The sequence below is a fragment of the Pseudoprimorskyibacter insulae genome (assembly GCF_900302505.1).
Taxonomy (GTDB): Bacteria; Pseudomonadota; Alphaproteobacteria; order Rhodobacterales; family Rhodobacteraceae; genus Pseudoprimorskyibacter; species Pseudoprimorskyibacter insulae.
In genome coordinates, this window is record NZ_OMOJ01000007.1 from 18873 (window position 1) to 41171 (window position 22299).

The window sequence follows — 22299 nt, forward strand, 5'->3', positions numbered from 1 at the left end:
TTAAGCCGCGCCTCACGGTCGGAGTGTAGCTCAGCCTGGTAGAGCACTGTCTTCGGGAGGCAGGGGCCGGAGGTTCGAATCCTCTCACTCCGACCAATTCAACAAGGCACCCATTGGGTGCCTTTTGTTTTTTCGGGCTATTGCAACACCGCGCTGCGCCATTCTTCGAAGAAGGCCTGCTTTTTGAACCCGTCGAGAAACACCAGCAATCCCGGTCCAAGCCGGATGCGACGCAGGGCTTGGTCATCGCGGGTCAGTTCGGCCCCTTCGAACACTTGGCTGAGCCCCGGCGCGTTGTCCCATTGGCGCGTCACAAGGTGGTCGATGAACCGCCCCGCTATATCCGGCAATTCGCTAGAGGCCGGAATGAACGCGGTGCGCAGCATGACGGTGGTGAAATCTTCGGGCAGCAGGACTTCGATCTGGGTCTCTTCGGGCCGGGCCTGCGCGTAACTTCCCAGCACATTATAGGCGACGGCCAGATCGCCGGTCACCACATCGTCGATCATCAAGCCAGAACAGCAATAGAGCTTGACCCCAAGCCCGCCCATCACCTCGGTCAGGCGCCAGTAGGTTTCAGAACTGCGGGCATCTTGCGTGGCAAACAAATAGCCAAGCCCTGACTGCCGCACATCATAGGTGCCGACGCGCCCCTCAAACCGGTCGGGGTTGGCGCGCATGAGGGCAATCAGATCCTGCCGGGTCCGGGGCATTGGCAGGCCGTCAAAGGCGGCCCGGTTCAGCACGATGGCGGCCGGTTCCTGGGTGAAGGCAAACAGATGATCACGCCACCGCGCCCAGGTGGGCAACGAACTGGTGGCGTTGGACCGGTGCGGCAGCGCGTAGCCGTCATTGACCAGCTTGGTTTGAAGGTCCATCGCACTCGATAATGCCACATCCATCACCGCGCCGTCTTCATGAATAGCGCGGCTCAGTTGGGTCGAACTGGCCACCACGTAATCAATGCGCAGGTTTGGTTCTGACTGCAGGAAAGACGTCAGGATCGGTTCAAACAGGCTGGCATCCCCGGTCGAGATTATGCGCAGCGTGCGGCTGGCCCCGTCCGGGCCAAAGCTGCGGCGGTCCTCGATCTCATAGGCGGTGGCCTGCGCGGCCAGCCACATCAGCGCGAGGCCAGCAAGAAGGACAAACTTGCGCATCCTCCGATTCCTTCTTTTGCGTTTTCCAATTTCAGACTACCGCCATGGGCGCGGGCCACTTCGTCGGCGATGGTCAAGCCAAGGCCGGACCCGACCACGCCCGAGGTGTTGCCGCCTCGAACAAAGCGCTGTGTCAGGGTCTTGAGTTCGCCAAGGGCAAAGCCCTTGCCGCTGTCGCGGATCATCACGCGGCCTGCGGTGCCATCGCCCGATACGACGACGCGAACAGTGCTATCGGTGGGCGAATATTTGATCGCATTGTCCAGCAGGTTCAGCAGGGCGCTTTGCAGCAAAATCGCATCCCCGCGCAGGATCTGCGGTTCACCCGGCAGGGTTAATTCAATGTCGATATCGCGCAGATCCGCCATGGGGCGCAGCCGCTCAACCGCGTCCGAGGCAAGGCGGCATAGGTCCACGCCCTTGGTTTCCAGATGTTCAGACCGGAAGCTAACCATCGCGTGGTCCAGCAATTGCCCCGCCGCGCGCGAGCTTTCGTCGATTGCGCGGATCATTTCGCGCACTGCCTGTCGGTTTTCCGGCTTATCGACCCGGCGTAACGTGATTTCCGCCTGTGTGCGCACGGTGGCCAAGGGGGTGCGCACGCGGTGGGCGGCCTCGGCGATCAGGTCTTCGGACCGGGTCAGTGATGCTTTCAATCGGCTCATAAAGCTATTGAGCGCGGCGACAAGCGGGGCCATTTCCTCGGGCACGCGGGCGGTGACCGGGCGCAGATCCTCGGGCCCGCGCCGCGACACGGACCCCGCCAACTGCCGCAACGGACCAATCGCCGATTGCGCGGCCAACACGCCCAGAAAGGCCGCCAACAAAAAGAACCCGATGCCGAACATCGCGACAGTGCGGGAAATCTCATTCAGCGTTTGGCGCAGCCCGTCGCGGGTCTGGGCCACCGTGACCTCGACGACCTCGGGAACGCCTGCGATGGACAGGCGGCGGGCGGCTGTGACCATGCGGATTTCCACGTCGCGATAGGTGGCGGTGCGAAACCGCGTTTCGCTGATCCGGCCCTGCTGCGGCGTTGGCAGATCCTGATATCCCGTTACGAAGGCGTCGTTGCGGGTGACGGTATAGAACACCCGGTCGTCACTCACATTGCCCAACATCGAAAAGGCCGAATAGGGGATATCCAGCGCCAAGGTGCCGTTGCGCACCGCTGCGGCATCAAGGATCGAGGTGACCGAGGCCGACAGGATTTCGTCCTGACTGTCGGCGGCCAGATCCCGCGCATAGAGCCGCACCACAACAAACATCAGGATCGCCAGCAAGGCCGCCCCGCCCAGCAGTTGAATGATCAGCCGCCGCCGGATCGACCCCTTTTTTCGCACGGCGCCCGTCATGTCAGACTAAGCCTGTAACCCAGCCCGCGCACCGTGACGATCTGGGCACGCGCGCCGCGCAGGTGGCGGCGCAGGCGGCCGACATAAACCTCAATCGCGTTCTCGGTGACATCGGCATCATAGGAAAACAGCCGGTCCACCAGTTTGGACTTCGAGAACACCTGATCCGGTGCGCCGATGAAAATCTCAAACAGGCGCAATTCGCGGTTCCGCAATCTGATCTGCTGATCGGCGACGGTCAGCGTGCAGGCCAGCGCATCGAAAGACACATCGCCGAAGATCTGAACGTTGCTGGCGCCGCCACTTTGGCGACGCAAAACGGCGCGGCAGCGGGCCTCAAGCTCGGAAAAGTCGAAGGGTTTGACGATATAATCGTCCGCGCCAAGGTCTAAAACGCCCACCCTGTCAGAAACTTCGGACCGCGCTGTCAGGACGATTACGGGCGTCGGATGACGGGCGGCGCGGTGCTTTTGCAAGAAGTCGCGCCCATCGCCATCGGGCAGCATGATGTCCAATAAAATCAAATCATATTCGGTGGTTGCGATGAAGTCATCGGCGGTCGCCAAGTCCTCGGCACGGTCTACGACATGCCCGTCCAGCGTCAGTCGATCGCAGACGGCTTGGGCCAGTTGATGGTTGTCTTCGACAAGTAGAAACCGCATCGCTCGGGGCAATCCTATCCGGTGTCAGGTTTATGTCAGCTTGGCGCTGTTTATCCCTCCTTCATGGGCGCTGAGGAGCGCCGTTGTCAAATGGGAGGAAACCATGACCAAGTTTGCAATGGGCCGTCGCGCCCTTCTGGCGGCCGCTACCGCGGCAATCGCATTCGGCGCACCGGCTTATGCTGGCGGCCATCAGGTTGTTGACAGCATCCACTTTCTTGTTCCCGGCGGCGCCGGCGGCGGCTGGGATGGCACCGCGCGTGGCACCGGCGAGGCGCTGACCGCTGCGGGTCTGGTCGGTTCGGCCAGCTATGAAAACATGTCGGGCGGCGGCGGCGGCAAAGCCATCGGCTACCTGATCGAAAACGCCGAGAGCAATCACGGCACGCTGATGGTCAACTCGACCCCGATCATCATCCGTTCGCTGACCGGCGTCTTCCCGCAGAGCTTCCGCGATCTGACGCTGGTTGCTGGCACCATCGGTGACTACGCCGCGATTGTTGTTCCCGCAGACAGCGCGATCAACAGCATGAACGACCTGCTGGAAACCTATCGCGCAGATCCGAACGGCACCGCCGTTGGTGGCGGTTCGGTTCCGGGCGGCATGGACCACCTGGTTGCCGCGATGGTGATGCAGGCAGCGGGCGAAGATCCGACCGCCGTTAAGTACATCCCCTATGACGCAGGCGGCAAAGCAATGGCGGCGCTGCTGTCGGGCGAAATCAAGGCGTTGTCCACCGGCTTCTCGGAAGCGGTCGCGCTGGCGCAGCAGGGCGAGGTGAAAATCCTTGGCGTGACTGCGGATGATCGCGTGGCAGCCTATGGGGATGCGCCGACCATGAAAGAGCAGGGGATCGATACGACCTTTGTCAACTGGCGTGGCTTCTTTGCGGCTCCTGGCCTGCCCGAAGACAAGCTGGCGGCCTATCAAGATGCCATCACCAAGATGTACGACACCCCCGAGTGGGAAGCGGTTCGTGCACGCAATGGCTGGGTCAACATCCACAACTCGGGTGACGACTTCAAAAACTTCCTGGAAGCACAGGAAAAAGCCATTGGTGACCTGATGAAGCAACTGGGCTTCCTCTAAGGGCATCACCCTACTCTGACATCCGTGGCCCGGCAGATCTCCTGCCGGGCCCGACAGCCTTGCCCGAAGGAGGGGACCATGGCGCTTGACCGTTGGATCGCATTGATCATCCTCGGCATTTCCTTGGCATATGGATATGCCGCCTATTTCACTATGGATCAGCTGTTGCCGCCGTTCATGCAGCGCAACCCGATCTGGCCCAGCACATTCCCGAAAGTTTTGGCCGTTCTGTCGATCATCACCTCGCTGGTGATCGTGCTGGGCTTGGAAAAACCGGCGACCGAAGAAAAAGAACCGGACATCGATTACCGCCGCCTGATGGATTACGATCTGTTTCCTGCGCTGGCGCTGATCGGGTTGATGGTGGCCTATGCGCTGCTGTTGCGCCCTGCCGGCTTCCTGCTGTCGACCGTTGGCTTTTTGACCATCGGCGCCGTGATCCTGGGCGAGCGTAAGGTCTACATCCTGATCCCCATCGCAGCTTTGGCCACCGGTATCGTCTGGTATCTGGTCGAAGGCGTTCTGGGCATCTTCCTGCGGCCGCTGCCGCTGTTTCTGGGCTAATGGGGGGCTACAATGCTTGACGGACTTCTGATTGGCCTATCCACGGCTTTTTCGCTGACCAACCTCTTGATGGTGATTGGCGGCTGTCTGATCGGTACTTTCATCGGCATGTTGCCGGGCCTTGGCCCGATGTCGATCATCGCGATCATGATCCCGGTTGCGATTACTTTGGGCGATCCTTCTGCCGCGCTGATCCTTCTGGCCGGTGTGTATTACGGTGCGATCTTTGGCGGCTCGACCTCGTCGATCTTGCTGAACGCACCGGGTGTGGCGGGCACTGTCGCCACCAGCTTTGACGGCTATCCAATGGCCCGGCAGGGCAAGGCCGGTAAGGCGCTGACAATTGCGGCCATTTCGTCGTTCATGGGCGGCTCGATCGGCGCGCTGCTTCTGATGATCTTTGCGCCGATGCTGTCCTCTGTGGCGCTGCTGTTCCATTCGGCTGAATACTTTGCCTTGATGGTCGTGGGCCTGTCGGCGATTGCCGCCTTTGCGGGCACCGGCAACGTGGCCAAGGCTGTTCTGATGACGCTGCTGGGCCTGATCATGGCAACCGTAGGCGAAGGCGCTTTGTTCAACATGCCGCGCTTTACCATGGGCCTGATGGATCTTCAGTCCGGCTTTAGCTTTATCACGCTGGCCATGGCGATGTTCGCCTTGCCCGAAGCGCTGTTCTTGGTTCTCAAACCGTCCCGTTCGGCAACGGGCGACGGCGGCCAGATCACCGATCTGCGCATCACCCGGCAAGAGGCCCGCAAGATCGCGCCGGTCATTGGCCGCCAATCGATCCAAGGCTTTTTCATCGGCGTTCTGCCGGGGGCCGGGGCAACCATCGCTTCCTTCCTGGGCTATGCGGTGGAACGGAACCTTGCCACCAAGGAAGAGCAGAAAGAGTTCGGCAAAGGATCAATCAAAGGCTTGGCCGCGCCTGAAACCGCGAACAACGCCGCCTGTACCGGGTCGTTCGTGCCGCTGCTGACGCTGGGCATTCCGGGGTCGGGCACAACGGCGATTTTGCTGGGCGCGCTGATTGCGCTGAACGTGACGCCGGGCCCGCGCCTGATGGTGGACCAGCCTCAGATCTTCTGGTCGGTCATCATCTCGATGTATATCGGCAACCTGATCCTGCTGATTCTGAACCTGCCGCTGATCCCTTACATCGCCAAGGTTCTGGCAATTCCGCGCAACTACCTGATCCCGTTCATTCTGTTCTTCACCCTGATGGGCAGCTACATCGGGCAGAACAACGCAACGGAACTGCTGATCCTGGTTGGCTTTGGCATCTGTGCGACCGTCCTGCGCTTTGCGGATTATCCGCTGGCGCCGCTGCTGATCGGCTTCATCCTTGGCCGTATGCTCGAAGACAACTTCTCGCGCTCGATGCAGCTCTATGACGGGATCGCCTTTGTGCTGGAACGTCCGATGACGATGGGGCTGTTGGTTGTGGCCGTGCTTTTGGTGGTCGTGCCAAGCTACCGCGCCCGCCGCGCCAAGGCACGACAAGAAGGCGTAGCCGATGGCGACTGAGACGAACACACGCGCACCCCTGACCGGGGTGCGCGTTCTTGATTTGACGAACGTATTGGCCGGGCCGTTTTGTTGTTACCAGTTGGCGCTATTGGGGGCCGACGTCATCAAGGTCGAACGCCCCGGCAGTGGCGATCTGGCCCGCGTCCTTGGCGCAGATGCCAAGCGCAACGCTGCTGGAATGGGCATCAGCTTTCTGGCGCAGAACGCCGCCAAGAAATCCGTGACTTTGGACATGAAGGCCGAAGCGGGCAAAGACCTGCTAAAGCAACTTGTGGCCAGCGCCGATGTGCTGGTCGAAAACTTTCGCCCCGGCGTGATGGACCGTTTGGGGCTGGGATATGAGACCCTAAAGCAAGTCAATCCCACCCTGATTTACTGCGCCATTAGCGGATTTGGCCAAGATGGCCCGTGGAAAGACAACCCGGCCTATGACCAGATCGTGCAGGGCATGTCCGGCGTTATGTCGATCACTGGCGATGCCAGTTCCGCGCCGCTGCGTGTGGGCTATCCGCTGGCCGATACCGTTGGGGGGATGACGGCGGCTTTTGCGGTGTCTTCGGCGCTGAACGCCAATCCGCGCGGGGCTTTCCTTGATATCTCGATGACGGAATCGGTGATCGCTACCATGGGTTGGGTCGTGTCGAACTATCTGATCGGCGGCACCGTCCCGGCGGCCAATGGCAACGAAAACACCACTTCGGCCCCGTCGGGCACATTTGCCTGCGCCGACCAGCCGATCAACATTGCTGCCAACCGGGATGAACAGTGGCAAACACTGGCCAAGCACCTTGGGCGCGACGATCTTTTGACTGATCCCGACTACGCCACGCGCGAGGATCGCAAGCGCAACAGATTGTCACTTCGGGCAGAGTTAGAGACTGTTTTGACCCGCAGACCGGCCGCCAATTGGGTGGCCGAGCTAAACCCGCTTGGCGTGCCCTGCGGCCCGGTTCTAAGCGTGCCGCAAATCCTAGGCGAACGGCAGATCGTGGATCGAGGTTTGATCGCCGAAGTTACTTGCGACGGCGAAGCGCTCCGCGTCGCTGGATCGCCCGTGATGGTCGATGGCGCAAGACCCACGCCCGCCAGCCCGCCGCCCGCATTGGGCGCACATAACGGTGAGGTCTGGCTGGCGCTTGGCCTGTCACAAGGGCAGATCGAAACCTTGCGCGAGGAGGGCGTGATATGAGCGACGTAAGTGACTGGTGGCGGACGTCGATCATCGAGATGGAGCCGGGCCGGATCAACCTGCGCGGCCACCCGGTGCAAGACCTGATCGGCAACGTCAGCTTTGCGCAGATGATCTGGCTGATGGTGCGGGGCGATATGCCATCGCAGGCGCAGGCGGCATTGTTTGAGGCAGCGCTTGTCTCAGCGGTGGATCACGGCCCGCAAGCCCCCTCGATCGCGGCAGCACGGATGGCAGTAACCTGCGGGCTGGACCTGAACAACGCCATGGCAAGCGCAGTGAATATGCTGGGCGATGTCCATGGCGGGGCAGGCCAGCAAGCGGTTGAGATGTATCACTTCGTGCGCAGCCATAGTGGCGATTTGGGCGCGGCGCTGACAGACTGGCAGGCCGAACACGGCAAGATCCTGCCGGGCTTTGGCCACCGTTTTCACAAGCCCACCGACCCACGCGCGCCGCGCCTGATGGCATTGGTGCGCGAAGCCGCTGCACAAGGCGTTGTAGACGGCGGATTTGCCGACCTGGCCGAAGGCATTCAGGCATGGGTGTCCGACCAAAAGGGCCGTCCCCTGGCAATGAATATCGACGGCGCGACGGCAGTCATCTATGCAGAGCTTGGCTTCGATGCTCCGCTTGCGCGCGGGTTGTTCTGTTTGTCCCGATCCGTCGGGATTCTGGCCCATGCCTGGGAACAAACGCAGCAGGGGGGGCGCAACAAGGGGCCGACCCCGCCCTCGTACCGATGGACCTATGACAAACCGTGACCTTGTTGGGCTTGGCCTTTCGCTTGGGATTGCTGCTCTCGGGGCGGTGGTGTTCTGGCTGATCGGTTTTCCATCTGCCGCCCTGACGGGGGCCGCGACCACTATATCCGTTGCCGGCGTTTTGGGTGTGACCATCGTCATGCCCGTTTGGCTGCGCACGCTGGCCTTTGTCCTGCTTGGTCTGAACATCGGCAGCGGCGTGACGCCCGATGTGTTGAAGGGCGCCGTCACATGGCCAATCAGCATCGCGGTGTTGGGCATCAGCCTGATCGCCAGCATTCGCATTGCGCGGATCGGATTGACGCGCTGGTTTGACTTTGATCGCCGCAGCGCGGTGCTAGCCGCCGCGCCGGGGCATCTAAGCTATGTTCTGGCGCTGTCGGTTGAGGCCGGGTCCGACACGACCCGCATCGCAGTTGTCCAAAGCATCCGCGTGTTGTTTTTAACGCTTTGTGTACCGGTTCTGGTGTCTCATCTGTTCGGCGCAACGGGGATGCAGGTGCTGCCGCCGCAGGTGATGGGGCTGGCTCCGGCAGGCGTCATGCTGGGCCTGACCTTTGGTGTCGGTGCAATGTTCCAGAGGTTGAAGGTGCCAGCGGCCTATCTGCTGGCGGGCATGTTGGTCAGCGCGGTTGGTCACGGCTCTGAGCTGACACCCGGCCGTTTGCCCGACTGGGCGACGGTTGCCGCCTTTATGGTGATGGGCATCCTGATCGGGTCGCGCTTTTCCGGCCAAAGCCTGAGCCAGCTTAAGGCGGTGGCATGGGCCGGTGTTTGGATCACGGTGGTGAATGTCGTCATGGCATTGGCGGCGGTCGGGCTGTGCCTATGGATCTTGGGGGAATCCCCCGCCCTTTTGATCGTCGCCTTCGCGCCCGGCGGGGTAGAGGCGATGGTCGCCATCGGTGTCAGCCTTGGCCTAGACCCAGCCTTCGTCGCCGCCCATCACGTCATGCGCTTGGTACTACTGACGTTCATCGTACCGGCGCTATTGGCGGCAGCACGGTCCAAAGGTTAGTAAATCGGTCTGATTGATTTGGGAAAGAAGTGGTGCCGCTGAAGGGCACAACATATAGGACCTATCTTGTATGTTCGCGTCCGGTGAAAAGTGTAAGACTCTGTTTGTAAATGATTTCCATGTAGGTCCATGTCTTGTGGTGTCCGGGAGTATACTATATCTAGGGGTGGATAGGAAGGTGGATAGCGATTCCACCGCCATGCAGGACGCCCCATGCCCGCACGTGACCGACTATCTGCCGCATTCGTAAAATCCGCCCCGGCTGGCAAGCATTGTGATGGCCAAGGGCTATGGCTCATTAAGCGCGAAAATGGCGGCGCTCAGTGGGTTTTGCGCATGACCATTCACGGCAGGCGGCGCGAAATGGGCTTGGGCGGCTATCCCTCTGTAACCTTGGCGCAGGCACGCAGGCGGGCTGACGACTGGCGCAGCGTTGCCGAGCGAGGCGACGACCCGGTGAAGGAGCGCCAAAAGCAAGCACGCGAAGCTGCGCGGGCAGACCCAACCTTGCGCACTGTAGCTTTGGAAGCCTTTGAGGCACGTAAGGCCGAACTAAAGGGTGACGGGAAGGCGGGCCGCTGGTTTTCCCCGCTAGAGCTTCACGTCCTGCCAAAACTTGGCCGCGTCCCTGTTGAGGATATCGACCAACGCGACATTCGCGACACGCTAGCCCCGCTGTGGCACACAAAGGCCGACACCGCGCGAAAGGCGCTCAATCGTCTAGGCATCGTTCTGAAACACGCGGCGGCGCTGGGCTTGGATGTCGATTTGCAGGCAACCGAAAAGGCAAAGGCGCTGCTAGGGAAATCGCGACACGAGGCGCAGAACATCCCAGCCATGGCATGGGCCGAGGTGCCCGCTTTTTATGCCACACTGACAGAACAAACCGTCACGCAACTGGCCATGCGATTGCTAATCCTGACCGGCGTGCGCTCTGGCCCGCTGCGCACCTTGCGGCTTGAACAGATCGACGGTGATATCTGGACTATACCGGCAAAGGCGATGAAGGGCCGCAAAGGCGCTACCTCAGATTTTCGCGTACCGCTGTCGTCCGAGGCACTGGCGGTGATTGACTTGGCCAGCCCCTTTGCCCGCAACGGTTTCTTGTTCGCCAATTCGCGTGGGACTGTCCTAAGCGATATGACGCTATCGCAGCACATGAAACGAATGAAGCTAGAGGCCCGCCCGCACGGATTCCGGTCCTCTCTGCGCGACTGGCTGGCCGAGACAACGGACGCCCCGCACGAGGTGGCAGAAACCATGCTGGGCCACGCAACGGGCGGGGCCGTAGTGCGTGCCTACCGGCGCACGGATTTTCTAGAGCAAAGACGCGTGCTGCTAGAGCGCTGGGCCGATCATGTGACCGGCGGCGCGGGAATTGTGGTTAAGTTGGTGGGGGCTGCGAAATGAAGGTTGAGGAAGTCGTACTAGCGGAGGATGAACTGTCGCAACTGAAGGTCACTCGACATTCAGAGATGACCGTAGATGAAATCGACGCTCTTTTGTCAGAAGGCGCATCTAGAAACTTCTGGGACGACCTTCGCGCATTTGCCGATGCATGCGACACAGTTCTGCAGGAAAAAGAGTGGCCCGCCGCGTCTGCCAAAGTCTGCATTGAACAGGATGGCACGTGGCGACTATTCGCCAAAAGTGAAGCTTGCAAGGCGAAATTTGGTTGGAAACTTGGTTCAACCTATGTCCAAGAGATGACCAAGGATTTTTCCGATGCTTGGTATGCGGCTCGCATTGGTTTGAAATGCAGGCTCGCATTGGAACACTTGAATAAAGGCGATGGCGGAAAACCATTTTTCCACTCGATGATGTTCGAGATTGGTTCCCTGCGAACTGACTGGCGGTGGCGGCGTTCAAGGAAGAAGCAAATTATTACTGGCCGCAAACAGCGGAATGTACTTTCTGACTTGCGCGACGCTCAAAACAGAACCGCAAAACAAAATGTTGAATGGCGGCGGGGGCTAGTTCGAAACCTCATCAGTGAGACGAAGCTTACGAAGGGTGCCTTGAGTCGCTGGTTGCAAACTCAGTTAAAAAAGCGACACGATATTGAAGTGTCGGAACGAACTGTTCGGAGCGATTTAAAAGCGCTCGGTCCGTAGCAGCGCAAAAAGTTGGCAACGCTCGTTAAGCTTTGCCATGCCACATCCATCACATTCGGGCTTATCCAAACTTCAAAGGATAGTCTGTGATGACAACCAAGTACCTCACCCTAACCGAGCTACGCGCCAAGCTGGGCAATCGTTCACGCAGCGCGGTTTATGATGACCTTGCGGCGGGCCGTTTGCCCAAGCCCTTGAAATTGGGCGGTCGCAATTACTGGCCCGAAGATGAACTCGACGCGCATTTGCGCAACCTTCGCAAGGAGGTGGCGTAATCATGTGTAGTGAATGGAACCCCGGCAACGTCTGCAAACGCGCCGGGGCAAAAGTGCCTAAACCCATCAAGGAAAAAGGCCCCCGAACCGTAGCACGTAAATCCCGTGCGAAGGAAGCAGGAACGGCATTTATCGTTACCCCCAAGGCGGGCGCACCGTTCCGCATAGTTGTTTCGGGTCGCAATCGCTGGGCGCTCGAAAACCTGCGCCGCGCGGGCATCACTGGCTGCACCCCGATCACCAACCCCGCGCCCCGGTGGAGCCATTACATCCATCAGCTTCGCGAACTCGGGGTGCAGATCGAGACCATCCCCGAGCCGCACGGCGGGGCCTATCCCGGCACCCATGGCCGCTATGTCCTGCGCTGCGCAGTGGCCCCTGAATGGAAGGGCGGTGCGTGATGTTGACGATACTTCTTTGCTTTGGTGTGCGACCGGCTTGGGCAATCCCTTTTGCCATGGCGTTCTACTTGCTGGTGCTGCTTCTGCTGGTGGAGGGCGACCTATGACCCCCAAACAGATCCGCCGTTTGATGCGGCTTCACGGGCTGACACATACGCAAGCACGGGTTTATGCCGCTCTGATATGGGGGGCGATGTGATGGACGCACGAACCCTGACGCAGACGCTTAAAGGGCACTGGTATGGACGCTATGGCACCGCACCTTGCCCGGTGTGCCAGCCAGAACAACGCAAAGGCCAGAATGCCCTAACCCTCTCTGAGGGGCAGGCGGGTCTATTGGCGCATTGCAAGAAATCCAATTGCGGATTTTCTGACATCTTGGGGGCGGCGCATGTCGCCCCCGGACTTTGGACCCCGCCCGACCCGGCAACCCGCGCAAAAGCAAACACCGCGAAACAGGCCGATGCGAAACGCCGTGCCGATCAAGCCTTTCGCCTTTGGCAGGAGGCCGAACCAATTACTGGCACGATTGCCGAAACCTATCTACGTGGGCGCGGCATCACCTGCGATTTGCCCGAAACGCTACGTTTTCATCCTGAATGCTGGCATGGGGCAACCGCGCGGCGTTATCCGGCAATGGTTGCACTGGTGGAGGGCTGCAAAAGTTTCGGCATCCATCGCACCTATCTGCGCCCAGATGGCGCTAGCAAGGCCGATATCGCGCCGTGCAAGGCGATGCTTGGGGCGACATCGGGCGGCGCTGTCCGTCTGACAGATCAACCCGGCCCGTTGGTGGTGGCCGAGGGGATAGAAACCGGGCTTTCGCTGGCATCGGGCCTTTTGAGCCTTAGGGCGACTATATGGTCCGCACTGTCAACGTCAGGAATGCGCGGGCTTTTCCTGCATTCAGGAAAGGGCCGGTTAAAAATCGCCTCTGACGGTGATGCGGCAGGCCGTGAAGCGGCACAAGCCTTGGCCATGCGGGCGCATTCCTTGGGCTGGCAAGTCTCGATGCTTCCCGCGCCAAACGGGCGCGACTGGAACGACGTTTTGATGATGAAAGGGGGCAAGTGATGAACACCCCGCAATCCATTCCCTTTATCCCCGAAGGCCCGCAACCTCTGGTGCGCGATATCGCCCCCGGCGGTGCCTATCCCGTGGAACACCTTGGACCGCTGCGCCCCGCCGTAGAGGCTGTGCAGGCCCGCACACAAGCCCCCGTCGCTATTCCGGCGGCATCGGCTTTGGCCGTGGCATCGCTTGCCGTGCAGGGCTTTGCCGATGTCGAGACCTTGGGCGGGAAGCGTCCTGTGTCGCTCTATGCGTTGACCATCGCGCGAAGTGGCGAACGCAAAAGTAGCTGCGACGGGCCGCTGATGGCGGCGCTGCGTGAGTTTGAACAAGACCAAAGCGACGCCCAGCGCGAAGACGTGACCCGTTGGCAAAATGCCCATGCGCTTTGGAAAGGCGAACGCGACCAAATCTTGATTGAGGCCCGCAAAGGCAAGGGAGAGAAAAAGACCGCCGCACGCGCAGATTTGGAAGCACTTGGCGCGGAACCCGCCGCACCGCCGTCAGGAGACCGCACCGCATCGGAACCAACCTTTGAAGGGCTGACCCGGCTTTATGCGACCGGGCAACCGTCGCTTGGCATTTTCTCGGATGAAGGCGGGCAATTCTTGGGCGGTCATGCCATGAATAGTGAGAATCGCCAAAAGACCTTGGCCGCGCTCAATGACCTTTGGCAGGGCAACCCGATCCGCCGCACGCGGGCAGGCGATGGGCACGCGGCGCTCTATGGGCGCAGACTGGCAGTGCATCTCATGGTGCAACCTTCTGTGGCGCGGGCGTTCATGGCTGACCCCATGGCGGCGGACACCGGTTTTCTGCCGCGCTTTTTGATCTGCGAACCGCCTAGCACCATCGGCTCGCGGCTGCACCGAGCGGGGGATAGGTCTGGTGATGCGCTAGAAACGTTCGGAAACCGCCTACGGTCCATTCTCGACACTCAATTACCGATGGACGCCGTAACCCGCGCCTTGTCGCCCTGGCTTTTGCCGTTGTCGCCTGAGGCGCGTTCTGGGCTGATTGTCTTTGCGAATGAAGTGGAGGCGGAACAGGCCCCCGGCGGCACGCTGGCCCATATCACCGGCTATGCCAGCAAGGCGGCAGAACAGGCGGCACGTATCGCAGGCGTGCTGACGCTATGGCGTTCACTCGACGCCCCGGTAGTGACGGGGGATGATATGGGCCATGGCATCACGCTGGCCCGCTACTATCTGTCCGAGGCGCTGCGTTTGGCCGATGCGGCGCAGGTCTCGCAGGATATCGACCGGGCCGAGGCGTTGCGCAAATGGCTGCTGGAAAGCTGGCCGCACGCCGAGGTTATGACCCGCGATATTGTGCGCCTTGGCCCCAACGCCCTACGAGAAAGCCCAAAGGCCCGCGCTGCACTTGGTCTGTTGGAGCGCCACGGCTGGCTTGCGCCCCTACCGCCCGGTGAAATGGTGCGCGGCGCTGCACGGGCCGAGGCATGGCGGATCTGCCGCGATACCTGACCCGCTGCGACTTCTGCGACATTCGCGACAAACCCGACCCCGTGTCGCAAGTGTCGCGGATGTCGCAAGGCCCTAGTAGGTATTCGAGTACCCCCAAAATGAGCGCCCAAAGTCGTTCAATTTGGATCAGCCCAAAGAAAATTTGGATCAGCCCAAAGAATACGTGCCCTATCCCAAAATATCTTTGAGGTAGTGCATCACGACCCGTTTGGGCCGGGTATCGCGGATGGCAGGGTGGATAAAAGGGTGGATACGAATACTGGAGATGCAAAAAAGCCTCCAAGAACAAAGTCTTAGGGACTTTTCATGGTGCCGCTGAAGGGACTCGAACCCCCGACCCCATCATTACGAATGACGTGCTCTACCAGCTGAGCTACAGCGGCACTTCTTTCAGGTGTCAGACCAAGGAATGACATCCTGTGAGGCGGCCTATTAGCATTGAGGCCGCCTCAGGAAAAGGCCTATTTTGCCTCTGGCTTGGTCGTTTTTTCCGCCGGTTCATCGACCAGTTCGGCATCCTGAGGTCCGGCGTCAATGACGTCGCTGTCATCAGGTTCTGGCGCGGCGTCGCTTTCGGCGATGATCTCGGCCACAGGTTCGGGCATCGGCTCCGCCTCGGGCGCGTCTTTCGACTTGTCCTCAATGGCGCCGACGATCAGCGGCAGCATTTCAGCACCGGCCGGCATCACCAGATCGGACTGCGGCGGTGTTTTCCAGCTGAGCGTATCGAAGCTGTGGCAATGGCCGCAAACCGGTGCCCATTCGCCATGGATGTGGTTGCAGTTGTCGCAAACCCATTGCGGCCCACGCGGCGCGGTCAGCGCACGGGCCAGCCAGCCGCGAACCACTTGATCGGACGAGCCTTCGCCGCGTTCGATGGCGGCCATGATTGTTAGAACGCGGGCGTCGGCGTCCACTTCGGCCAGATCACCAACCGACCGGCGGGCTTCGGGGAAGTCCTCGGCGGCGATGTTCAGTTCGGCCAGAAGCAGGCGTGTTTCGCGGTGGTCCGGGCGGATCTTAGTAATCGCCTGGAACCGCTTCAGGCGCTCTTGCGGCGTCTCATTCGGTTCAATGGCGGCGAATGCGGCTGCCAGATCGGGGTGCGGTTGCACTTCCCACGCCTTTTTCAGAATGCGCACAGCCAGACGCGGGCGCTGCTGATCGACATAACCGCGCGCGGCCAAGGCCGCAGCCGGGATCAGATCGGGCGAGCGTTTGTTGGCCTCAATCGCGGCTTCGCGGGCCTCAATGGATTTGCCTTCGTCCAGAATGCCCTTGGCTTCGGACAGGGCCAGAACCGCATCGCGGCGCTTGTGCACATCGCGCGGCAGGCTGCCGTGCTTCAGCTTGGCGTTCAGCGTGTGCCGCGCCCCGGACCAGTCGCCTTTTTCGGCCTGAAGCTGCAACAGAATGTTCTGCACTTCTTCGTGGCGGGGTCGGATGGCAAAGGCGCGTTCGGCCAGTTTCAGCGCCATGTCGGTGTCACCGGCGTCCAGCTTTTGCTTCATGATGCCGCGCACACCGACAAAGCGGGTTTCTTCGCGCTGGATCATCCGCTTATAGACTTTTTCGGCCTTGGTCTTATCGCCAACCATTTCAGCGGCTTGGGCGGTGATCAGGTCGGTCAGTTCGGGCTTGTGCAAATAGCGTTCGGCCTTTTCAGCCTTGGCCATGGCAACGCGGCCTTCGCCCGAAGCCAGCGCCATCATGCCATCCGACAGCGCCTGAAAGCCTTTGCGTTCGCGGTTGCGGTCGAAATAGCGCGAAATCGCGGTTTCATCACCGTTTAGGAATTTCAGCAAGGCGACGATCAGGGTGGCCAATTTGAAGAACAGCCAAATTAGCACCACCAAAACAACGGCACCAATGACCGATTCCAGCGGGCCAAGGACGAATTCCTTGCCGGCGGCGGTGATCTGAATTCCGCCGTCACTTTCCATCAGGAAGCCGGCACCCAAGGTCAGGGCACCGATAAGGATCACGAAGACGACAATCTTGATAAGCGACCAAATCATAACGTGATCCTTACTTCTGGTTCAGTTCCTGAGACAGCGCATCAGCAGCCTGTAGCGCGTCCAGTCGGGTTTGAGCGAGGGCGGCCCAAGCGTTCATCTCGGCTTGGGCAACTTCGGGCAGGGCCGACAGTTCGGCCAATGCACCGGCGATATCGCCCGCTTTCACAGCGGCTTCGGCGCGGGACAGAACAGCGTCTGCGTCGGTGCCTTCACGCGGGGCCACAGACCGTGCGCCGACGCGATCCAGCAGGAACGTTGCAATCCGGCCAGAGCCTTCGCCGCTTTCGGTTGCGCGGGCGGCAGACAGGGCCGCACGGGCGGCTTCGGGGAAGGCCTCGATCAAGGCACCTTGGGTTGGAGCGCCATCTGCGGCCACGGCGGCCAGCGCGTCAGGCACTGTGGCCCCTGCCGATGTGGCGATGGTTTGCAGGCTGTCTGCGAACCCTGCGCCGGTGTCCAATCCGGCGACCACCTCGGCCAAGGCGGCGCGGGCGCGGGCGATTTGCGCCTGTGCTTCGGCATTCTGTTCGGCGGCCACGGCATCACGCGCCATGGTTTCGATCTCGGCGCGTTGACCTTCCATGGCCAGACGCAGGTTTTCAAGCTCACGCTCATAGGCGGCGATCGCCTCGGGCGAGACGGTCTCGGCCACGGGGCGCTTTTCCAACTCGTCAAAACGGGCGGTCAGGGCGGCCAGTTGATCGGCCAGTGCCTGCAATTGATCGGCTTGCGATTGCGACGCGGCGGCCAGATCTTCGGTCTTGCCTGCAATCGGGGCCAGCTGATCCAGCGCCGACAGGTCGATGTCGTTCAGCGCGGCCTCAGTCGCGTCAACGCGGCCTGAAATTGCGTCATCGGCCTTGGCCAGATCCGCCAAAGCAGCCTGCGTATCGGCCTCAAATGTCGACTGTTCGGCCGCGCCGTTGAACGGCCAGCCATCGTTCGAATACTGACCCACGCCAAAGCCGATCACACCGGCAGCCACACCGCCCAAAAGCATCGGCAAGAAACCGCCTTTGCGCGGTGCCGGGTCGGCCTCAGGGGGCGCCACGGGCGCAGGTGCGGGCGTTTCGTCGACAACAGGCGCGTCATCTTCCACCGTTTCGGCGTCCGATTCGGCGGTCAATTCGACCTCATCCGCGTCATCGGCGGGGGTCTCTTCGGGCGCTGGCTCGTCTGAAACCTCGGTTTCATCTGCCGGGGCCTCGGTGCCGGGCTCCTGCAAGGCGATTGCCTCATCCGTGTCGGGCTCAACGTCCTGATCTGTCGATTCCGCTGCGTGGTCCGCCGGGACCTCTTCGATCACCTCCGCATCGGCGATTTGATCCTCGGAGGCCTTTTCCGAAGACACGATGGGGGTTTCTTGGGGTTCGTCGGTGTTTTTCGTGTCTGCCACGCTAATTCTACCTTTCGACATTCAACGTGCTTATTGAAAAGCGATGATTGCGAATTTGTCCTTGAGCCACATCAGCACTCATCTGAAAGCGCCGCATGTACAAGGTCGGACACGACGTTTGTCATCTCCGAGAGGGTTGGATGCCTTGCAATGAGGCACATTTTAAATGGTGTTCCCATCAGCTGATGTTCAACAGCAAAACTCATGCAACCGATGTAGAGCGGAGCGCCCGGTTTGTTAGCTATGGCAAAAAGCCGCGCCGAGCGCGGGGAAAAGAGCGGAACGATTACCGGAGCCTTCCCTCGTAGCGCTGATTGCGCCTCATCGCTCAGGGGTTGGGCCACCTGATCGTAGATCGCGGTGCTGTTGGCGTTGTAGCCCAGATCGCGCAGCTGACCGGTGATATCGCCGGTGGTGTGCGCGCCATGCAGATGCGTGATCGGCCCTTCCGGCGCATGTTTGTCGATGGTCTGAACCAAGGCATTGCCATCCCCATCGGCGCAGATCGTTTGAAAACCCGCCTGTCGCGCGGCGTCATCTGTGGCGGTGCCGACTGTAAAAGCCAGCCCCTCCGCTGCGCCGCCCAGATCGGTGAAGGCTTGCACGCCATTCACGGAGGTAAAGATCACCGTGCCGCAAGCCTCGGGCAACGCGCCGATGGGCTGGGTTTCGAACAGGGGCGCGATTATAGGCTGCACATTTGTCACCCCCGCTGCCTGAAAATGGCGCAGGCTGCGTTCAGATGCGGCGCGGGGCCGGGTCAGCAACAGAACGGGGCGGGGCATGGGCATTGGCATTGCGGGATTGTGACAGTCAGCCGCTTCGTGGTAACTGCACCAGAGTTTCAAGGCAACGGACACCTTTGCACATGCCCGCCCCCCTGACAGTTCTTGGTCTGGAAAGCAGCTGCGATGACACCGCAGCAGCCGTTGTGCGGGGGCAAACTGTGCTGTCGTCGGTGGTGTTTGGCCAAACCGACCTGCATCAAGCCTTTGGCGGCGTCGTGCCGGAAATCGCCGCGCGGGCCCATGCCGAAAAGCTGGACATCTGTGTCGAACGGGCGCTGGCCGAGGCGGATGTCGGGCTGAGCGATATTGACGTGATCGCTGTCACCTCTGGCCCCGGTTTGATTGGCGGTGTCTTGTCGGGCGTGATGTGCGCAAAGGGTCTGTCTGCGGCCACGGGGACGCCGCTGGTTGGGGTCAACCATCTGGCCGGTCACGCCCTGACGCCGCGCCTGACCGATGATTTGCGCTTTCCTTACCTAATGTTGCTGGTCTCGGGCGGGCATTGCCAATTCCTGATTGCCCATGGTCCTGATCGGTTTGAACGGCTTGGCGGCACGATTGACGACGCCCCTGGCGAAGCCTTCGACAAAGCGGCCCGCATGTTGGGACTGGCGCAGCCCGGCGGCCCTTCGGTCGAGGCGCAGGCGAAACAAGGCAACGAGGCGCGGTTCAAATTTCCCCGGCCCTTGCTGGACCGGCCCGGCTGCGATCTGTCTTTTTCCGGTTTAAAAACCGCATTGTTGCGGGCGCGGGACAGTCTGGCCGCCGAACAGGGCGGGCTGACCCGCCGCGATGTTGCTGACCTGTGCGCGGGGTTTCAGGCGGCCATTCGCGACGTTCTGGCCGAAAAGACCAGACGCGCTTTGGTTGACTATCTGGCGCTGGCCCCCGCCGCGCCGACCTTGGCCGTTGCGGGCGGGGTGGCCGCCAATATGGCCATTCGGGGCGGTTTGCAGGCGGTCTGCGATGAGTCCGGCACCAATTTCACCGCGCCGCCGCTGCGCCTGTGCACGGATAACGCCGCGATGATCGCCTTTGCAGGGGCCGAGCTGTATGCCTTGGGGCAACGTGATGATCTGACCCTGTCGGCCCGTCCGCGCTGGCCATTGGACAAACTGGCCGCGCCGCTGGTTGGGTCAGGCAAGAAAGGGGCCAAGGCATGATCTCGGTTCTGGGGGCAGGGGCGTTCGGCACGGCATTGGCGGTGGTTCTGGCCCAAAGCGGCAAGGACGTGACCCTATGGGCGCGCAGCCCCGAGGCGGTGGAGGCGATCAACGTCACGCGCCAAACGTCCCGCCTGCCGGGGGTGACCCTGCCCGCAAAGATCACGGCAACGTCCGATCTTAACCATGCCGCCAGCGCGCCCGTGGTTCTTGTTGCAACGCCGACGCAAACCCTTCGGGCGGTGCTATCGCAGATTACTGCGCCGATGACCGGCACCCGGATCGTGCTGTGCTGCAAAGGCATCGACGTGGAAACCGGCATGGGCGTGGCAGAAACCACCGCGCATCTTAAACCCGGCGCGATCCCAGCCATTCTGACCGGTCCCAGCTTTGCCACGGATATCGCGCAGGGCCTGCCGACCGCCCTGACGCTGGCCTGCGCCGACCCCGAGGTCGGCAAAGCGCTGCAATTGGATCTGGCGACGCCTTCGCTGCGGCTTTACCGGACGACTGACACCATTGGGGCCGAACTTGGCGGGGCGCTGAAGAATGTGATTGCCATCGCTTGCGGGGCTTGCATCGGCGAAGGCATGGGCGAAAGCGCCCGCGCCGCCCTGATGACCCGCGGCTTTGCCGAGATGACGCGCCTTGCCATGCATTTCGGGGCCGATCCGCGCACCCTGACCGGCATGTCTGGGCTTGGCGATTTGATGCTGACCTGCACGTCTGAAAAGTCGCGCAACTATCGCCACGGCCTCGCGCTCGGGCGGCAAGACCCGGTGGACCGCACCGCCACAGTGGAAGGCGTCAAAACCGCCGAGGCCGTCACACGTCTGTCCAAGCGGCTGGGGGTCGATATGCCCATTTCGGAAATCGTGTTTGAGGTGACGACGGAAAACTGTTCGGTCGCCGAAGCCATTACCGCCCTGCTAAACCGTTCACTTAAGGAAGAATGACCATGCTCATCGCGCTTTATGCCAAGGATAAACCCGGCCACCTTCAAACCCGAAAAGACAACCGCGACGCCCATTTGGCCTATATCAATGCCACCGGCGTTGTTGCGCAGGCTGGTCCGTTGCTGGACGATGCGGGCGAAATGGCCGGGTCGCTGGTGATCTTGGATGTGGCCGATATGGCTGCGGCAGAAGACTGGGCCGCGAATGACCCCTATGCCAAGGCTGGGCTGTTTGCCTCGGTCGAACTGACGGCGTGGAAGCGGGTCATCGGCTGATGCGCTATTGGCTGTTCAAGTCTGAACCTGCGACTTGGGGCTGGCAAGACCAGGTCGCCAAAGGGGCCGAGGGCGAGGAATGGAACGGCGTGCGCAACTACCAAGCGCGCAATTTCATGCGTGACATGCGGCTTGGCGATCGTGGGTTTTTCTATCACTCACAGACCGAAAAAGCGATTGTCGGCACGGTCGAGGTCTGCGCCGAGTCGCATCCCGATAGCACCGCCGACGATCCGCGTTGGGATTGCGTGGACATCCGCGCGCTGGCGTCGGCCAAGGTGCCTGTGACGCTGGATAGCATCAAGCACACGCCCGAACTGCAAGACATGGTGTTGGTCAAAAACTCACGCCTGTCTGTGCAACCCGTGACCGAAGCGGAATGGGTGCTGCTGTGCAAAATGGCAGGCATTGATGCCTGATTTCGCTAGGTTGCAGCCCGATTCTGACGCAGGATTTGGCACAATACGCGAACAGGGGGCATTGCGATGGAATTGCTAAGTGTTTTGGCCGCAGGTGCGGCGGGATGGTTGCTTGGAGCGGTCTGGTACATGGCCCTGTCCAAGCCTTGGATGGAAGCGGCGGGTTTCCCGCTGGATGAAGACGGCAAGCCGCAAGGTAACGGCAGCCCGATGCCGATTGTGATTTCCGGCGTCGCGATTCTGATCGTGGCGGGCATGATGCGGCACATGTTCGGAATGGCGGGCATCGACACTGCCGGAAAGACGCTGATCGCGGGCCTTGGGATTGGGCTATTCATCATCGTGCCGTGGATCACGATGAACTACGCCTATTCGATGCGACCGTTCAAATTGACGCTGATCGATGGCGGCTATGCCGTGGCTGCCTGTGGTGTGGTGGGTCTGGTGCTGGGTCTTTTCTGAAACAATAGGTTGTTGGGGGTGCTGGCCAACGGCGCGGCACCCCCAACTCCCCGCGTGCTCCCACAGCACCACTGGCGGAAATGGAAATCCGGCCGTCCTAGCCCTGCTTTCAGGGTATGAAATCAGGCCCGAATCCGCAAAC

Annotated in this window: 23 protein-coding genes and 2 tRNA genes; 18 read left to right on the forward strand and 7 right to left on the reverse strand. The window is 61.0% G+C overall.

Annotated elements, in window-relative coordinates:
• Positions 1 to 19 precede the first annotated feature (19 nt).
• Positions 20 to 96: transfer RNA gene (locus PRI8871_RS14590), tRNA-Pro, on the forward strand.
• A 41-nt stretch (positions 97 to 137) separates the two neighbouring features.
• Here the strand turns inward: PRI8871_RS14590 and PRI8871_RS14595 are convergent.
• The 3 genes from PRI8871_RS14595 to PRI8871_RS14605 are packed head-to-tail and all read right to left on the reverse strand — an operon-like array spanning position 138 to position 3177.
• Complete coding sequence (locus PRI8871_RS14595; protein WP_108886981.1) at positions 138 to 1160, reverse strand: ABC transporter substrate-binding protein; 1023 nt, start codon at positions 1158 to 1160, stop codon at positions 138 to 140.
• Entirely contained in the window at positions 1124 to 2515 is a 1392-nt protein-coding gene (locus tag PRI8871_RS14600) for a sensor histidine kinase (protein WP_108886982.1), read from the reverse strand. Before PRI8871_RS14600 ends, PRI8871_RS14595 begins: the two co-directional genes overlap by 37 nt.
• On the reverse strand, positions 2512 to 3177 hold the full coding sequence (locus PRI8871_RS14605; RefSeq protein ID WP_108886983.1) for a response regulator transcription factor: 666 nt from the start codon (positions 3175 to 3177) through the stop codon (positions 2512 to 2514). The genes PRI8871_RS14600 and PRI8871_RS14605 overlap by 4 nt, the downstream gene beginning before the upstream one ends.
• Positions 3178 to 3280: 103 nt before the next feature.
• Between PRI8871_RS14605 and PRI8871_RS14610 the strand changes: the two genes are divergently transcribed.
• The 12 genes from PRI8871_RS14610 to PRI8871_RS14665 all read left to right on the forward strand — a co-directional run bounded on the left by PRI8871_RS14610 (position 3281) and on the right by PRI8871_RS14665 (position 14680).
• Positions 3281 to 4267: a tripartite tricarboxylate transporter substrate binding protein gene (locus PRI8871_RS14610; RefSeq protein ID WP_108886984.1), complete on the forward strand. Its 987-nt coding sequence runs from the start codon at positions 3281 to 3283 to the stop codon at positions 4265 to 4267.
• Positions 4268 to 4345: 78 nt separating this feature from the next.
• Positions 4346 to 4831 (forward strand): tripartite tricarboxylate transporter TctB family protein, encoded by a 486-nt coding sequence (locus tag PRI8871_RS14615; RefSeq protein ID WP_108886985.1) that lies wholly within the window; start codon positions 4346 to 4348, stop codon positions 4829 to 4831.
• Positions 4832 to 4843: 12 nt separating this feature from the next.
• A complete protein-coding gene (locus PRI8871_RS14620) occupies positions 4844 to 6358 on the forward strand; it encodes a tripartite tricarboxylate transporter permease (RefSeq protein WP_108886986.1) in 1515 nt (504 codons plus the stop codon).
• The gene (locus PRI8871_RS14625) at positions 6348 to 7550 is read left to right on the forward strand and encodes a CaiB/BaiF CoA transferase family protein (RefSeq protein WP_108886987.1); all 1203 of its coding nucleotides are present in this window, start codon (positions 6348 to 6350) and stop codon (positions 7548 to 7550) included. Before PRI8871_RS14620 ends, PRI8871_RS14625 begins: the two co-directional genes overlap by 11 nt.
• Positions 7547 to 8314 carry a citryl-CoA lyase gene (locus PRI8871_RS14630; protein ID WP_108886988.1) on the forward strand — a complete coding sequence of 256 codons (768 nt, stop codon included), beginning with the start codon at positions 7547 to 7549 and terminating at the stop codon, positions 8312 to 8314. Before PRI8871_RS14625 ends, PRI8871_RS14630 begins: the two co-directional genes overlap by 4 nt.
• Positions 8301 to 9332, forward strand: a complete 1032-nt coding sequence (locus PRI8871_RS14635; RefSeq protein WP_108886989.1) for an AbrB family transcriptional regulator — start codon at positions 8301 to 8303, stop codon at positions 9330 to 9332. The genes PRI8871_RS14630 and PRI8871_RS14635 overlap by 14 nt, the downstream gene beginning before the upstream one ends.
• Before the next feature lie 213 nt (positions 9333 to 9545).
• The gene (locus PRI8871_RS14640; protein WP_108886990.1) at positions 9546 to 10742 is read left to right on the forward strand and encodes a tyrosine-type recombinase/integrase; all 1197 of its coding nucleotides are present in this window, start codon (positions 9546 to 9548) and stop codon (positions 10740 to 10742) included.
• Complete coding sequence (locus tag PRI8871_RS14645; RefSeq protein ID WP_108886991.1) at positions 10739 to 11446, forward strand: hypothetical protein; 708 nt, start codon at positions 10739 to 10741, stop codon at positions 11444 to 11446. Before PRI8871_RS14640 ends, PRI8871_RS14645 begins: the two co-directional genes overlap by 4 nt.
• A gap of 89 nt (positions 11447 to 11535) precedes the next feature.
• Positions 11536 to 11721 carry a helix-turn-helix transcriptional regulator gene (locus PRI8871_RS14650; RefSeq protein ID WP_108886992.1) on the forward strand — a complete coding sequence of 62 codons (186 nt, stop codon included), beginning with the start codon at positions 11536 to 11538 and terminating at the stop codon, positions 11719 to 11721.
• 2 nt (positions 11722 to 11723) lie between these two features.
• Complete coding sequence (locus tag PRI8871_RS14655) at positions 11724 to 12122, forward strand: winged helix domain-containing protein (protein ID WP_245897877.1); 399 nt, start codon at positions 11724 to 11726, stop codon at positions 12120 to 12122.
• Between the two features lie 198 nt (positions 12123 to 12320).
• Complete coding sequence (locus PRI8871_RS14660) at positions 12321 to 13196, forward strand: DUF7146 domain-containing protein (protein ID WP_245897878.1); 876 nt, start codon at positions 12321 to 12323, stop codon at positions 13194 to 13196.
• Positions 13196 to 14680 (forward strand): YfjI family protein, encoded by a 1485-nt coding sequence (locus PRI8871_RS14665; RefSeq protein WP_108886993.1) that lies wholly within the window; start codon positions 13196 to 13198, stop codon positions 14678 to 14680. The genes PRI8871_RS14660 and PRI8871_RS14665 overlap by 1 nt, the downstream gene beginning before the upstream one ends.
• Positions 14681 to 14987: 307 nt before the next feature.
• On the opposite strand, the gene PRI8871_RS14670 is transcribed toward PRI8871_RS14665, so the two are convergent.
• The 4 genes from PRI8871_RS14670 to PRI8871_RS14685 form a co-directional block, all read right to left on the reverse strand.
• A tRNA-Thr gene (locus PRI8871_RS14670) sits at positions 14988 to 15063 on the reverse strand.
• Between the two features lie 78 nt (positions 15064 to 15141).
• Positions 15142 to 16698, reverse strand: coding sequence for a heme biosynthesis protein HemY (locus PRI8871_RS14675; RefSeq protein ID WP_108886994.1), 1557 nt, complete (start codon positions 16696 to 16698; stop codon positions 15142 to 15144).
• Positions 16699 to 16708: 10 nt separating this feature from the next.
• Entirely contained in the window at positions 16709 to 18094 is a 1386-nt protein-coding gene (locus PRI8871_RS14680) for a COG4223 family protein (protein WP_108886995.1), read from the reverse strand.
• 71 nt (positions 18095 to 18165) lie between these two features.
• Entirely contained in the window at positions 18166 to 18879 is a 714-nt protein-coding gene (locus PRI8871_RS14685; protein ID WP_181389481.1) for a uroporphyrinogen-III synthase, read from the reverse strand.
• 83 nt (positions 18880 to 18962) lie between these two features.
• Here PRI8871_RS14685 and tsaD point away from each other — a divergent pair, with 83 nt between their 5' ends.
• The 5 genes from tsaD to PRI8871_RS14710 all read left to right on the forward strand — a co-directional run bounded on the left by tsaD (position 18963) and on the right by PRI8871_RS14710 (position 22157).
• Positions 18963 to 20045 carry a tRNA (adenosine(37)-N6)-threonylcarbamoyltransferase complex transferase subunit TsaD gene (tsaD, locus tag PRI8871_RS14690; RefSeq protein WP_108886997.1) on the forward strand — a complete coding sequence of 361 codons (1083 nt, stop codon included), beginning with the start codon at positions 18963 to 18965 and terminating at the stop codon, positions 20043 to 20045.
• Positions 20042 to 21001: an NAD(P)H-dependent glycerol-3-phosphate dehydrogenase gene (locus PRI8871_RS14695; RefSeq protein WP_108886998.1), complete on the forward strand. Its 960-nt coding sequence runs from the start codon at positions 20042 to 20044 to the stop codon at positions 20999 to 21001. Before tsaD ends, PRI8871_RS14695 begins: the two co-directional genes overlap by 4 nt.
• 2 nt (positions 21002 to 21003) lie before the next feature.
• The gene (locus tag PRI8871_RS14700; protein WP_108886999.1) at positions 21004 to 21276 is read left to right on the forward strand and encodes a YciI family protein; all 273 of its coding nucleotides are present in this window, start codon (positions 21004 to 21006) and stop codon (positions 21274 to 21276) included.
• Complete coding sequence (locus PRI8871_RS14705; RefSeq protein WP_108887000.1) at positions 21276 to 21695, forward strand: EVE domain-containing protein; 420 nt, start codon at positions 21276 to 21278, stop codon at positions 21693 to 21695. Before PRI8871_RS14700 ends, PRI8871_RS14705 begins: the two co-directional genes overlap by 1 nt.
• 66 nt (positions 21696 to 21761) lie before the next feature.
• Entirely contained in the window at positions 21762 to 22157 is a 396-nt protein-coding gene (locus tag PRI8871_RS14710) for a DUF1761 domain-containing protein (RefSeq protein WP_108887001.1), read from the forward strand.
• Positions 22158 to 22299 lie beyond the last annotated feature (142 nt).

Bases quoted from the DNA above. Each gene is read 5' to 3' on its own strand.
- PRI8871_RS14635 (WP_108886989.1), top strand. From the start codon at position 8,301: ATGACAAACCGTGACCTTGTTGGGCTTGGCCTTTCGCTTGGGATTGCT.
- PRI8871_RS14625 (WP_108886987.1), top strand. From the start codon at position 6,348: ATGGCGACTGAGACGAACACACGCGCACCCCTGACCGGGGTGCGCGTT.
- PRI8871_RS14695 (WP_108886998.1), top strand. From the start codon at position 20,042: ATGATCTCGGTTCTGGGGGCAGGGGCGTTCGGCACGGCATTGGCGGTG.
- PRI8871_RS14595 (WP_108886981.1), bottom strand. From the start codon at position 1,160: ATGCGCAAGTTTGTCCTTCTTGCTGGCCTCGCGCTGATGTGGCTGGCC.
- PRI8871_RS14630 (WP_108886988.1), top strand. From the start codon at position 7,547: ATGAGCGACGTAAGTGACTGGTGGCGGACGTCGATCATCGAGATGGAG.
- PRI8871_RS14605 (WP_108886983.1), bottom strand. From the start codon at position 3,177: ATGCGGTTTCTACTTGTCGAAGACAACCATCAACTGGCCCAAGCCGTC.
- tsaD (WP_108886997.1), top strand. From the start codon at position 18,963: ATGCCCGCCCCCCTGACAGTTCTTGGTCTGGAAAGCAGCTGCGATGAC.
- PRI8871_RS14705 (WP_108887000.1), top strand. From the start codon at position 21,276: ATGCGCTATTGGCTGTTCAAGTCTGAACCTGCGACTTGGGGCTGGCAA.
- PRI8871_RS14660 (WP_245897878.1), top strand. From the start codon at position 12,321: ATGGACGCACGAACCCTGACGCAGACGCTTAAAGGGCACTGGTATGGA.
- PRI8871_RS14665 (WP_108886993.1), top strand. From the start codon at position 13,196: ATGAACACCCCGCAATCCATTCCCTTTATCCCCGAAGGCCCGCAACCT.
- PRI8871_RS14615 (WP_108886985.1), top strand. From the start codon at position 4,346: ATGGCGCTTGACCGTTGGATCGCATTGATCATCCTCGGCATTTCCTTG.
- PRI8871_RS14675 (WP_108886994.1), bottom strand. From the start codon at position 16,698: ATGATTTGGTCGCTTATCAAGATTGTCGTCTTCGTGATCCTTATCGGT.
- PRI8871_RS14645 (WP_108886991.1), top strand. From the start codon at position 10,739: ATGAAGGTTGAGGAAGTCGTACTAGCGGAGGATGAACTGTCGCAACTG.
- PRI8871_RS14685 (WP_181389481.1), bottom strand. From the start codon at position 18,879: ATGCCCCGCCCCGTTCTGTTGCTGACCCGGCCCCGCGCCGCATCTGAA.
- PRI8871_RS14650 (WP_108886992.1), top strand. From the start codon at position 11,536: ATGACAACCAAGTACCTCACCCTAACCGAGCTACGCGCCAAGCTGGGC.
- PRI8871_RS14610 (WP_108886984.1), top strand. From the start codon at position 3,281: ATGACCAAGTTTGCAATGGGCCGTCGCGCCCTTCTGGCGGCCGCTACC.
- PRI8871_RS14700 (WP_108886999.1), top strand. From the start codon at position 21,004: ATGCTCATCGCGCTTTATGCCAAGGATAAACCCGGCCACCTTCAAACC.
- PRI8871_RS14600 (WP_108886982.1), bottom strand. From the start codon at position 2,515: ATGACGGGCGCCGTGCGAAAAAAGGGGTCGATCCGGCGGCGGCTGATC.
- PRI8871_RS14640 (WP_108886990.1), top strand. From the start codon at position 9,546: ATGCCCGCACGTGACCGACTATCTGCCGCATTCGTAAAATCCGCCCCG.
- PRI8871_RS14710 (WP_108887001.1), top strand. From the start codon at position 21,762: ATGGAATTGCTAAGTGTTTTGGCCGCAGGTGCGGCGGGATGGTTGCTT.
- PRI8871_RS14655 (WP_245897877.1), top strand. From the start codon at position 11,724: ATGTGTAGTGAATGGAACCCCGGCAACGTCTGCAAACGCGCCGGGGCA.
- PRI8871_RS14620 (WP_108886986.1), top strand. From the start codon at position 4,844: ATGCTTGACGGACTTCTGATTGGCCTATCCACGGCTTTTTCGCTGACC.